General features: G+C 53.5%; 8 protein-coding genes and 1 riboswitch. Of the genes, 5 read left to right on the top strand and 3 right to left on the bottom strand.

The window, feature by feature from the left end:
• Positions 1-6: 6 nt before the first annotated feature.
• From thiS to RHM61_RS08660, 3 genes are all read right to left on the bottom strand, one after another.
• Entirely contained in the window at positions 7-210 is a 204-nt protein-coding gene (gene thiS, locus RHM61_RS08670; RefSeq protein ID WP_322250717.1) for a sulfur carrier protein ThiS, read from the bottom strand.
• A 2-nt stretch (positions 211-212) separates the two neighbouring features.
• The gene (thiC, locus tag RHM61_RS08665) at positions 213-2,126 is read right to left on the bottom strand and encodes a phosphomethylpyrimidine synthase ThiC (protein WP_322250716.1); all 1,914 of its coding nucleotides are present in this window, start codon (positions 2,124-2,126) and stop codon (positions 213-215) included.
• Positions 2,127-2,207: 81 nt separating this feature from the next.
• Positions 2,208-2,308: riboswitch (TPP riboswitch) on the bottom strand.
• Positions 2,309-2,406: 98 nt separating this feature from the next.
• The gene (locus RHM61_RS08660) at positions 2,407-4,488 is read right to left on the bottom strand and encodes a diguanylate cyclase (protein ID WP_322250715.1); all 2,082 of its coding nucleotides are present in this window, start codon (positions 4,486-4,488) and stop codon (positions 2,407-2,409) included.
• Between the two features lie 223 nt (positions 4,489-4,711).
• Here RHM61_RS08660 and RHM61_RS08655 point away from each other — a divergent pair, with 223 nt between their 5' ends.
• The 5 genes from RHM61_RS08655 to RHM61_RS08635 all read left to right on the top strand — a co-directional run bounded on the left by RHM61_RS08655 (position 4,712) and on the right by RHM61_RS08635 (position 12,213).
• Positions 4,712-7,537, top strand: coding sequence for a valine--tRNA ligase (locus RHM61_RS08655; protein ID WP_322250714.1), 2,826 nt, complete (start codon positions 4,712-4,714; stop codon positions 7,535-7,537).
• A gap of 152 nt (positions 7,538-7,689) precedes the next feature.
• Positions 7,690-8,154 (top strand): DUF2147 domain-containing protein, encoded by a 465-nt coding sequence (locus RHM61_RS08650; RefSeq protein ID WP_322250713.1) that lies wholly within the window; start codon positions 7,690-7,692, stop codon positions 8,152-8,154.
• A gap of 366 nt (positions 8,155-8,520) precedes the next feature.
• Positions 8,521-10,101 carry a methyl-accepting chemotaxis protein gene (locus RHM61_RS08645; RefSeq protein WP_322250712.1) on the top strand — a complete coding sequence of 527 codons (1,581 nt, stop codon included), beginning with the start codon at positions 8,521-8,523 and terminating at the stop codon, positions 10,099-10,101.
• Between the two features lie 150 nt (positions 10,102-10,251).
• Positions 10,252-10,503, top strand: a complete 252-nt coding sequence (locus tag RHM61_RS08640; RefSeq protein WP_322250711.1) for a YdcH family protein — start codon at positions 10,252-10,254, stop codon at positions 10,501-10,503.
• A 105-nt stretch (positions 10,504-10,608) separates the two neighbouring features.
• Positions 10,609-12,213: a methyl-accepting chemotaxis protein gene (locus RHM61_RS08635; protein WP_322250710.1), complete on the top strand. Its 1,605-nt coding sequence runs from the start codon at positions 10,609-10,611 to the stop codon at positions 12,211-12,213.
• Positions 12,214-12,323 lie beyond the last annotated feature (110 nt).

Raw genomic sequence — 12,323 nt, 5'->3', positions numbered from 1 at the left:
GCGCACTCAACCGCCGCCGATGGCACGCACCACCTCGACCTGATCGCCGTCCTGCAGCAAGTGCGTGCTCCACAGTGAACGCGCAATGATGCGGCGATTGACAGCCACCGCAATCGCTTGCTGCGCCAAATCCAAACTGGCGATGAGCTGGTCGAGACGGCTACCGAGGGGCAGCCGATGCGGCGCCCCGTTCAATTGCAGCGCCATCATGCTTATTGCTTCTTATAAATTTCAGCGCCGGAGCGGATGAATTCCACCGCTTTCACCTCCATCCCTTGCTTCAGCGCAGCAATCTCGGAAATCCCTTGTTTGGCGGCGTAATCGCGTACTTCCTGGGTGATCTTCATCGAACAGAAATGCGGCCCGCACATCGAACAGAAATGCGCTACCTTGGCAGAATCCTTGGGCAAAGTTTCATCGTGGAATTCACGCGCCTTATCAGGATCGAGGCCAATGTTGAATTGATCATCCCAGCGGAATTCGAAACGCGCTTTCGACAAGGCATTGTCGCGTATCTGCGCGCCCGGATGGCCTTTGGCCAAGTCGGCCGCATGCGCGGCGATTTTGTAGGTGATGATGCCATCCTTGACATCGGCTTTATTGGGCAAGCCGAGATGCTCTTTCGGCGTGACATAGCACAACATCGCCGTACCATACCAAGCGATTTGCGCGGCACCGATACCCGAGGTGATGTGGTCATAACCGGGAGCAATATCGGTAGTCAAAGGGCCAAGGGTGTAAAACGGCGCTTCGTGACATTGCTCAAGCTGCAAATCCATATTCTCTTTGATCAAATGCATGGGCACATGGCCTGGGCCTTCTATCATCACCTGCACATCATGTTTCCACGCGATTTGGGTCAGTTCACCGAGGGTTTTCAATTCGCCGAGCTGGGCTTCATCGTTAGCATCGTAAATCGAACCGGGCCGCAAACCATCGCCAAGACTGAACGAGACATCATAGGCTTTCATGATGTCGCAAATATCTTCAAAATGCTCGTAGAGAAAACTCTCGCGATGATGGGCCAAACACCACTTGGCCATGATGGAGCCGCCGCGCGAAACAATGCCAGTCATGCGTTTGGCCGTCAACGGCACATACTGCAAGCGTACCCCGGCGTGAATCGTGAAGTAATCGACGCCTTGCTCGGCTTGTTCGATCAGGGTGTCGCGGAAAATTTCCCAGCTCAAATCTTCGGCCTTACCGTTGACCTTTTCCAGCGCTTGGTAAATCGGCACGGTACCGATAGGTACCGGCGAATTGCGGATGATCCATTCACGCGTTTCATGAATGTGCTTGCCGGTGGACAGATCCATCACATTGTCACCACCCCAGCGTATCGCCCAAGTCATTTTTTCCACTTCTTCACCAATGGAAGAAGTGAGGGCAGAATTACCGATATTGGCATTAATTTTAACGAGGAAATTGCGGCCGATGATCATCGGTTCGCTTTCCGGATGGTTGATATTATTCGGAATAATCGCACGGCCGCGGGCGATTTCAGAGCGCACGAATTCCGGCGTAATTTCCGCCGGAATAGCAGCACCGAAGGATTGCCCCGGATGTTGCCGCCCCATCAATTCAGCGAGCTTATTACCTAGCGGTCCGGACGCCTGCAACTCGGCCAGATACTGGCGCCGATTGAGATTTTCACGAATCGCCACGAATTCCATTTCCGGCGTGATGATGCCTTGACGGGCATAGTGCATTTGGCTGACATTTTTTCCCGCCAAAGCACGCCGCGGCTGCCTTTGCAAATTGAAACGCAAGGCTGCCAATTGTGGATCATTCAGGCGTGCCACGCCGTATTCGGAACTTGGTCCGCTCAAGGTTTCGCTGTCATTGCGCTCGGCAATCCAGGCTGCGCGCAGCGCCGGCAAGCCTGAGCGTATATCGATGGCAATCGCCGGATCGGTATAGGGGCCGGAAGTATCGTAGACGTAAATCGGTGGATTTTTTTCCGAGCCGAACATGGCCGGCGTATCGGACTGGGTAATTTGGCGCATCGGTACGCGCAGGTCGGGGCGGCTGCCGGTTAAATAGATTTTGCGAGAATTCGGTAAGGGCTGAATCGCCGCTTGGTCGACCGTCGCGGTGGCAGATGAAAATTGAGAGTGGTCATTCATTTTTGGCTCCGTTTGCTTGTTGGCATGGAGCCAGCAAAGGAGGTTCTGGGCGACCGTCAAGCACGTGTTACCAATGCGTGCGTTCGCTTACAGCGGCTTCCCTTCGCTGGCATTATCCAGATCAGGTTCGAGGGTATTTCTCACCCGACATCAGCATGATGTCAGGACCCCTAGCATTGTTGAAATTCAAACCGCCCAGTACGGACTGGTCTGTCACAACAGAGCGCATTATAGCCGCAATTAGAAACAATAGCGCAAATGTGCCAGGCCCTTGTTTGCCTCAGGCGCTTTTTATTTGTGCCAAATCGAGCTTCATCGGCCCGGCGACTTCCACGAGTTCGAGCATGCCGGCCGCCACCGCCGCCGCCAAATCTTCTTCCAACAGTGGCAACACGATGGCGGCCGGCTGCAGCAAGGCCGTTACCCCATACGCGCGATTACGGCCGTTGGCTTTGCCCAAATACAGCGCCATATCGGCAATCTGCAAGGCTTTTTGCCAACCGAACAAGTTTTCATCGACATCAGAAAATGGCAGTAAAATAAACCCAGCCGTCAGCGTCACCTGAAGTTGCCGCTCACTAACGCAGATCGTTTCGGCCCCGACCGAGTACAAGACTCGCTCGACCAAACCGGCTATCTGTGCCGGGTTCGATTTCGGTGAAAATACCAGAAACTCTTCTCCTCCCCAACGCAAAATCATATCCGTATCGCGCACCGCCTTGCGCAAACGTGCCGCCACTTCGATTAATACCGTGTCCCCAGCGGCATGGCCGAGGCTGTCATTAATTTGCTTGAAGTGATCGATATCGAGCAAAATCAAACAAGCCGGATAATCGTCGCTGCCGTCACGCCGCTCGGCTTGAGCCTCGGCCACACGGAGCTTCATCATTTCCAAGAATGCGCGGCGGTTATGCAAGCCGGTCAGCGGATCACGAATGGCATGAAATTCCAGCTGAGTATTGGCTTCACGCAATTGCTTATTGATACGCTGCACGCGCCGATACAGTAAAAATCCACAGCAAGCGACCAGCACCATCAAAGCGGCGGCCAGCAAAGCGACCAGTTGTTGCAAGCGATGGTTACGGATATCGGCGTCCTTCAAAGCATTTTCTTTCGCCAGCAATTGAATCTGCTTTTGCCGCTGCTCGGCATTGAACGACTCTTGCAAGCTGGCCACTGCTTTCGAGCGGTCGGCACGAAATAATTCATCACTGAGTGCTTGTTGCTGGCGCAAGCGCGCCAGCGCTTCGCGATACATGCCGGCTTTTTCATAGGTACCGGCCAATTCACCGAGCAAAGACTCGGCATCGGTTTTCAAATCGGCGGCAAGAAATGCTTGCACGACCGCGTTGATCAATTCCACCCCCTGCTCGACTTTGCCTTGCCCAGCCAGAGCGAAGCCGAGGTTAGCTTTGGCTACGGCAATCATGTGCGAATCACCGATAGTTTCGGCTTTCGGCAGACTCTTGCGGGCATACAATTCGGCATTTTTGTAATCGGCCAACACCAGATAGTAATCACTGATATTGAGGAGGCTCATCACTTCCAACGAAGCCATGCCGGCTTCACGCGAAATTTTCAAAGCCCGTTGATACGCAGCAATCGCTTCCTTGTTGCGATGTAAATCGGTGTAGGCAATACCTTGACTGATACTCAGCGAGGCCAGAATTTTCGGTGTGCGTGCCAGCGGTGAAATCTCAAATGCCTCTTCGACTGTGGCTAAGGCTTTTTCCGGATCTTTCATGCTGGTATAGAGCTTGGCGATGGCGTCGAGACGTCGTAAACGGCTCTCAACCTGATGATACGGCAAGGTATCAGTCAAGCTCAGTGCTTGCAGATAATACTTGAGCGCAAGATCGAAATTGCCCATCACATAGTAAGCACGTCCTAAGGCGCTATGCAAATACATGCGCACTTCGGGACTGGCCTTAGCCGAAAGATTGGCCAAGATTTGATGCAATTGCTTCAAACCTTTATCCGGTTCACTGCCATCGATCGCTTGGTAACTCGCCATGATTTGCGCCAAGTTGCGGCCATCTTCATCATGTTCACGCTCGGCCAGACTGGCCAACTCTTGCAAGACTGGCGCGCCAGCACTCATATTGCCGGCGTCGAAATACACGCTGGCCAAGGCTTTGAGTAATTCCAAGCGCAAGCGCGCAGAAGCCCCGGCATGCTTGCGCTGATACGCATCCAAACGTTTCAAGGCTTCGGCGTTATCGGTATCGGCCAAACTCATCATCGTGGCAATATAAGCAATTTCCGCCTGCTCGTCGGCGCGTACCGTCTGACTCAATACTGCCAAATTGAGTAAGAACAGTAGGCACAACGCGGGCACAAACGAAAACTTTTTATTGAGCATGGAGAAATAGACAAACAATAAATGGGGAACGCCGAGTTTTCATCCTAACATCATACGTGAACAAGGTAAAAAAATTGCTGCGAAACGCAGGGTTTGCCGCGTTCACGTCGTCAAAGTCCCACAGTTTTCCCACGCTCAGACGCGCAAAACCGTGCCGATAGCGGTATGTGCAGCGCCACTGTCCTTTATAATCAACGATTGCCCACACTAACAGCAGACAATCATGGAACTAGCGAAGTCTTTCGAACCGGCCGACATAGAAAAAAACTGGCGTACTACTTGGGAACAGCGCGGCTATTTTGCTGCCAGCATGGATGACGGCAAACCATCGTTCTCAATCCAACTGCCACCGCCGAATGTTACCGGCACCTTGCACATGGGCCATGCGTTCAACCAAACCATCATGGATGGCTTGACACGTTATTACCGTATGCGTGGCTACAATACCGCCTGGATTCCCGGCACCGACCACGCCGGCATCGCTACCCAAATCGTAGTAGAACGACAACTCGATGCCCAGAAAATATCGCGCCACGATCTCGGCCGCGAAAAATTCCTCGAAAAAGTCTGGGAATGGAAAGAAAAATCGGGTTCCAGCATCACCGGCCAAATGCGCCGCCTCGGCGCTTCGGCCGACTGGGACCGTGAATACTTCACCATGGATGCCGAACGCTCGCAATCAGTGACGGAAGTATTCGTGCGTCTGGTCGAACAAGGTCTGATTTACCGTGGCAAACGCTTGGTACACTGGGATCCGGTACTCGGCACGGCGGTCTCTGACCTCGAAGTCATCTCGGAAGAAGAAGATGGCTTCATGTGGCACATCCGCTATCCATTCGCCGATGGCAGCGGCCACTTGACCGTTGCCACCACACGGCCGGAAACCCTGCTCGGCGACGTCGCCGTGGCGGTCGACCCGACCGACGAGCGCTACGCCCATTTGGTCGGCAAACTGCTGAAATTGCCACTGACCGAGCGCGAAATCCCTCTCATCGCCGACAGCTATGTCGACAAAGAATTCGGCACCGGCTGCGTCAAAATCACCCCGGCGCATGATCTCAACGATTATGCCGTCGGACAGCGCCATGGTTTGGAATTGATTTCCATCATGACACTCGAAGCCAAGATCAACGAGAATGCCCCGCTGGCCTACCAAGGCATGGATAGATTCGTTGCCAGAAAACAAGTTGTAGCCGACCTCGATGCCCAAGGTTTGTTGGCTGAAGTTAAACCACATAAACTCATGGTGCCACGCGGTGATCGTACCAATACCATCATCGAACCGATGCTGACAGATCAATGGTTCATGGCAATGAGTAAGGCCGCCCCGGAAGGCACACACTTTCCCGGCAAATCGATCGCTGAAGTGGCATTGCAAAAAGTTGCCGATGGCGAAATCAAATTCGTCCCGGAAAATTGGACCACCACCTACAATCACTGGCTCAACAATATCCAAGATTGGTGTATTTCGCGTCAATTGTGGTGGGGCCATCAGATTCCAGCTTGGTACGGCGACAACGGCGAACTGTTCGTCGCCCGCGATGAAGCAGCGGCGCGCAGTCAAGCCACAGCAGCTGGCTATCACGGCACACTCACACGCGACCAAGATGTGCTCGATACCTGGTTCTCTTCGGCCTTAGTGCCATTCTCAACCATGGGCTGGCCAGCCGAAACCCCGGACATGCAACACTTCCTGCCCTCCTCGGTGCTGGTTACCGGTTTCGACATCATTTTCTTCTGGGTCGCGCGCATGGTCATGATGACCACTCACTTCACCGGAAAAGTACCGTTCAACACCGTCTACATCCATGGTTTGGTGCGCGATTCCAGTGGCCAGAAAATGTCTAAATCGAAGGGCAATACGCTCGACCCGATCGATTTGATCGACGGCATAGAACTCGATGCCCTGGTGGCCAAGCGCACGGTCGGCTTGATGAATCCGAAGCAAGCGAGTGCGATAGAAAAAGCCACGCGCAAAGAATTCGCCGATGGCATTCCAGCCTACGGCACCGATGCGCTGCGCTTCACCATGGCCAGCTATGCCTCGCTCGGTCGTAACATCAATTTCGATCTCGGTCGCTGCGAAGGCTATCGCAATTTCTGTAACAAACTCTGGAATGCCACGCGTTTCGTATTGATGAACACCGAAGGCAAAGACTGCGGATTTGCTTACGAGCAGAATGCGCCGGAACTCGAGTACTCGGCCGCAGATCGCTGGATCATCTCGACTTTGCAGCGCAGCGAAAGTGAGATCGAAAAAGGCTTCGCCGACTACCGTTTCGATAACATCGCCTCAGCCATATATAAATTCGTTTGGGATGAATATTGTGACTGGTATCTCGAAGTGGCCAAAGTTCAGGTACAGCACGGCAGCGAAGCGCAACAACGCGCCACCCGCCGCACACTGTTGCGCGTACTCGAAGTCACTTTGCGTCTGGCCCATCCGGTAATTCCATTTGTCACCGAAGAACTGTGGCAAACCGTGGCACCGCTGGCTGGCAAACAACTCAATCCAGCCGGCGACACCATCATGTTACAAGCCTATCCGCTGGCCGTGGCCGCCAACATCGATGTCGAAGCCGAAGCCTGGATGCAAGCGCTGAAAATCATGACCGATGCCTGCCGCAATCTGCGCGGTGAAATGCAATTATCCCCGGCCTTACGGGTACCGTTGTTATTGCAAGCTGCCAATGCCAACGACAAGCTGCGTTTGGAATCCTTCGCACCATATCTGCTGGCACTGGCGAAATTATCCGAGGTGCACGTCGTCGATCAATTGCCCGAATCACCGGCACCGACCTCCATCGTCGGCGAAACCAAACTCATGCTCAAGGTCGAAATCGATGTCGCTGCCGAGCGCGAGCGTTTGGGCAAAGAAATCACCCGCCTCGATAATGAAATCAGCAAAGCTGCCACCAAGCTCGGCAATGAAAGTTTCGTCGCCCGGGCACCGGCTGCGGTAGTCGAGCAAGAGAAAGAACGCATGGCTAATTTCTCCGCAACACTGGTGAAATTGCGTGAGCAATACGCCAAATTAGCGGCGGCATAATTTGTGACGGAACCAAGTTTAAAGGACTTGCTCTAAAATTCTTGTACGTGGTCAGCCTGTGCTGCCACGTACAATGATTGAAGAGACAAGGGGCGCATCAGAGATTGATCTCAGGCGTTCCCATATATCACATCCACACACTTGGAGACATCATGAAAACTTTCCGCTCCGCCGCATTGCCGGCATTGATACTTCCCTTGTTGTTAACGCTGGCCACCGCGCCCGCTGCACATGCCCAAGACTCTCCGGTCGGGTTGTGGAAAAGCATAGACGATAAAAGCGGCAAGCCGAAAGCCTTGATACGCATCAGCGACAACGCTGGCGAATTACAAGGAAAAATCGAAAAACTGTTTCTCGAACCCGGTGCCGACAGCAACCCGAAGTGCGACAAATGCGAAGGCGCGAACAAAGACCAGCCCATCATCGGCATGACCATTTTGTTCGGCTTGAAAAAAGATGGCGATGAATATACCGGCGGAAAAATTCTCGACCCGGCCAACGGCAAGCTGTATCGCAGCAAACTGTCCTTTTTGGAAAACGCCACAAAACTCAATGTGCGTGGTTACATCGGGGCACCCTTGTTCGGTCGTTCGCAAATCTGGCTGCGCGAACCATAATTAATCAGCACTTCCTGCGCAGTGCCGCCAACGGCGGCGCTGTCTGTTCGCTCTGACGGCCTGGTGCCGACCTCATCTCCCCCGCTCCCCCGCTCCTCAGCAGATTTTCATTTGAGCAATTTAGCGAAAAATCCAGTAAAGTAAGTATTGCGTTTCGCAAACTATCACTGCGCGCGCTGAAAACGCTTTCTATATTCAATTGCACAATTTTTTTTGTGCATAAGATAATTATTCAGACTTTTTCGTATCGTTTTCCGTACATCCGGTAGCCTTGCTCACAGTCTATTGCGGTGGTTTTTTGTTGCTGTGCCGATTGGTCCACAAAAAAAAATTTATTGTTTGTTTTTCCCAACACTGAGACTCATTATGAATGCACTCGCTCACGTTAACATTCGCATCCGCCTCTTGATTGGCTTCGGTTCAGTCTTGCTGTTTACCAGTGCTTTGCTACTGCTGGCCTTGTTCAAAATGAGCCAGTTACATGCCTCGACCGAATACATTTTCCAAACCAAAGTCGCCAGTCTGGCCGCCGCGACCGAAATGCGCGAGCAAGCTCGCGGACTGGCGCTGGTGCTACGAAAAATGTGCGCGCCGCGCGACTCGGCCGAAGCGAAAAGCGAATCACAGCGTTTGACGGCACTGCTGGCTGCCTACGAAAAATCAGAGTTAGCAGCGAAAAAGCTGATCGACGATGAAGCCGGCATCAGCACCTTGAAACATGCGCTGGATGACAAGCAACAAGTGCTGGGGATTGCCAAAAAAATCCAAACCATGGTTACTGAAGGCAATTACTTCGATGCCTCGGCAACACTGCAAAGCGAGTTCCTGCCACCGCATGAAAAATGGACGGGCGAACTGTCATCGCTGGCGCAACAACAACATACGGCGATGCAAACGGCTTACGATGAATCGCTGACCAATTATCATCGCTCCATGGCCAGCATGCTCATCGTTGGCTTGCTCACGCTCGCACTCGGTGCCGCCGCCGCTTGGCTGATTGCCCGCAGCATCATCGGCCCACTCAAACAGGCGGTCACCGTGGCTAACCGCATTGCCAACAGCGATCTGAGCCTGCACATCGATGCCTCGGCCAGCGATGAAATCGGTGAATTATTACGTGCACTGACGCAGATGCAAAATAATCTGCTCACCACCGTGGCTCAAATTAAAACCGGCACCGATGCCATCACCGTCGCCTCGCAAGAAATTGCCATCGGCAATTCCGACCTCTCCAACCGTACCGAGTCACAAGCGAGCTCGCTGGAAGAAACCGCCAGCTCGATGGAAGAATTGACCGACACAGTCAGAAAGAATGCCGACAATGCCGGTCTGGCCAATGACTTGGTCACCTCGGCCAGCAGTGTCGCGCAAAAAGGTGGGCAAGTAGTCGGGCAAGTGGTGTTGACGATGGCATCGATCAAGGCCAGCTCACGCAAAATCGTCGACATTATCAGTGTCATCGATGGCATCGCTTTCCAAACCAATATCCTCGCCCTCAATGCCGCGGTCGAAGCCGCGCGGGCCGGCGAACAAGGCCGCGGCTTTGCCGTCGTCGCCTCGGAAGTCAGAAACCTGGCGCACCGCAGCTCCAGCGCCGCCAAAGAAATCAAACAATTGATCGATGATTCGGTCGGCAAAGTCGATCAAGGCAGCTTGCTCGTCGACGATGCCGGTAAAACCATGCAAGACATCGTCAGCAGCGTCGGCCGCGTGGCCGATATCATGCGCGATATGCGTGCGGCCAGTTCAGAACAAAGCAATGGCATAGAACAAATCAACATCGCCATCGCCGACATGGATGAAATGACGCAGCAAAATGCCGCGCTGGTAGAACAAGCCGCGGCCGCGGCCGAGAGCATGAAAGATCAAGCGCTCTCACTGAGCCAAGCGGTGGCTATCTTCAAATTGCCGTCAGAGCAAAATCAAGCGCGCCGTCTCAGCGTCTGAATCGATCATCCCCTTTGAGCGCACTGTTTGCGCTCAACTTGATCTAGATCAGCACCCGTTTCACACATGCCAATAAGATATCAAATACTTGGGGCGCACGGAGTCACTGTGCGGCCCCAAGGAATTTCCCTCATTTGATCAGGAGTCGGTATGCAAGTTGACAATCATTCATTAGCCCTTGATTTCCCAGAATTCAAAGACCAAATCCATACACTCAAAACCGGCAATGCCCATTTCGCCAAATTATTTGACGAATATGATGAGACCGATAAGGCTATCCATCGTGCCGAAACCGGTGTCGAGCATCTGGCCGATGCCGCCCTCGAAGCACTGAAGAAAGTCCGTATCAGTTTGAAAGATCAGTTGTACGCTTTACTACAAGCCGCCGACACCGGCGCCTGATCGCCCTCACGTCTACTGCACGACCGCCGATGCCCGGCGGTATGCGCGCACCTGCGTACAAAAATTCGCCCGACTCGGTACGCCTACCTAATAACAAAAATACCCATGACGCCCCAACACCTCAAGATCAGCACCCGGCTTGGCCTTTGCTTTGCCATGATTCTCTGTTTATCGTTTATTGCTACCGGTTTCGCCCAATGGAAACTGCGCGCCAGTACCAATGACACCCGCATCATGATGCAGCAACCGCTGGCGAAAGAACGCTTGATCGCCGACTGGTATCGCTATATTCAAGTAGCAGTGCGGCGCACCACCGCCATTGCCAAGAGCAGTGACGCAAGGCTGGCCGCTTTTTTTGCTGAGGATGCTGCCGCTACCGCCAATGGTGCCACGGCCATGCAAAATCAAGTCGAAGCCTTGCTCAGCGATGCAGACGAAAAAAAACTGTTTGAAGAAATTCGCGCACAACGCAGCGCTTACATCGCGGTACGCGAACAAATCGTCAGTGAAAAAGCGGCTGGAAATGCGCAGCAGGCCGACGGCTTGATCGCCACAGCTTTTCTACCGGCGGCCAACAATTATCAAAATCTGCTGAAAAACTTACTCGATCTGCAGCGCGCACACATGAATGACTTGGCACAGCAAATTGAAAAAAATTATCAGAGCACCCAGCTCATGCTGTTCATCCTCAGCTTCAGCGCCTTGCTGTGCGGTGCGCTGGCAAGCTGGCTGCTGGCTCGCAGCATGCTCCAAGAACTAGGCGGCGAACCCTCGTATGCGGCAGCGATCGCAACACGCATTGCCGATGGCGACCTCAGCGTCGAAGTCAAATTACGCCACGGCGACCACAGCAGCTTGCTGGCGACAATGAAACATATGCGCGACAATCTTTCCCATCTGGTCAGTCAAGTACGGTCCGGCACCGACACCATTGCCAGCGCCTCCGATCAAATTGCCGCCGGCAATCTCGATCTGTCAGCCCGCACCGAAGCCCAAGCCAGCGCGCTCGAACAAACGGCGGCATCGATGGAGCAACTCAACGCCACCGTCAAACAGAATTCCGACAATGCGCAACAAGCCAATCGCTTGGCGGCCTCGGCATCGGATGTCGCCGCCAAAGGCGGAACGGTGGTGCACGAAGTAGTACAAACCATGCATGAAATAAACGCGTCCGCACATAAAATTACCGAGATCATCGGCGTCATCGACAGCATCGCGTTTCAAACCAATATTCTGGCCCTGAATGCCGCCGTCGAGGCTGCCAGAGCAGGCGACCAAGGACGCGGCTTCGCCGTCGTTGCCAGCGAAGTACGCAATTTGGCGCAACGCAGTGCCGCCGCCGCCAAAGAAATCAGCCGCCTCATCGGCGACTCAGTCACCCAAGTGCAGGCCGGCAGCAAACTGGTCGCGCAAGCCGGCAGCACCATGAGTGAGATCGTCGACAGCATCGCGCAAGTCAGTACCATCATGCATGACATTACCCATGCCAGCCGCGAACAAAGCCTGGGCATTGCCCAAGTCAATCAAGCGATCACCGAAATGGATGACACCACGCAGCAGAATTCGGCGCTGGTAGAAGAAGCCGCTACCGCTTCGGTATCCTTGCAAGACCAAGCGCAGGGATTAGCGCAATTGGTCAGCCTGTTTCGGCTCGAAGGCAAAGGCACTATCCATCATGCCCATGACTTGTTGCTGCTCAATCAGCTGTAATCGAAGCAATTTTCTCACCACCACCGCGCTCAGTTGTTTGCCCTCTGCTACTGAGCGTATATTCCTGTTCTCCCCTTGATCGTACAGACTTTTATCTGTCGCCCTCACAT

This window comes from Undibacterium sp. CCC3.4 (genome assembly GCF_034347425.1).
GTDB lineage: Bacteria > Pseudomonadota > Gammaproteobacteria > Burkholderiales > Burkholderiaceae_D > Undibacterium.
This window is presented reverse-complemented; position numbering and strand designations above follow the sequence as displayed.

Bases quoted from the DNA above. Each gene is read 5' to 3' on its own strand.
- thiS (WP_322250717.1), bottom strand. From the start codon at position 210: ATGATGGCGCTGCAATTGAACGGGGCGCCGCATCGGCTGCCCCTCGGT.
- thiC (WP_322250716.1), bottom strand. From the start codon at position 2,126: ATGAATGACCACTCTCAATTTTCATCTGCCACCGCGACGGTCGACCAA.
- RHM61_RS08660 (WP_322250715.1), bottom strand. From the start codon at position 4,488: ATGCTCAATAAAAAGTTTTCGTTTGTGCCCGCGTTGTGCCTACTGTTC.
- RHM61_RS08655 (WP_322250714.1), top strand. From the start codon at position 4,712: ATGGAACTAGCGAAGTCTTTCGAACCGGCCGACATAGAAAAAAACTGG.
- RHM61_RS08650 (WP_322250713.1), top strand. From the start codon at position 7,690: ATGAAAACTTTCCGCTCCGCCGCATTGCCGGCATTGATACTTCCCTTG.
- RHM61_RS08645 (WP_322250712.1), top strand. From the start codon at position 8,521: ATGAATGCACTCGCTCACGTTAACATTCGCATCCGCCTCTTGATTGGC.
- RHM61_RS08640 (WP_322250711.1), top strand. From the start codon at position 10,252: ATGCAAGTTGACAATCATTCATTAGCCCTTGATTTCCCAGAATTCAAA.
- RHM61_RS08635 (WP_322250710.1), top strand. From the start codon at position 10,609: ATGACGCCCCAACACCTCAAGATCAGCACCCGGCTTGGCCTTTGCTTT.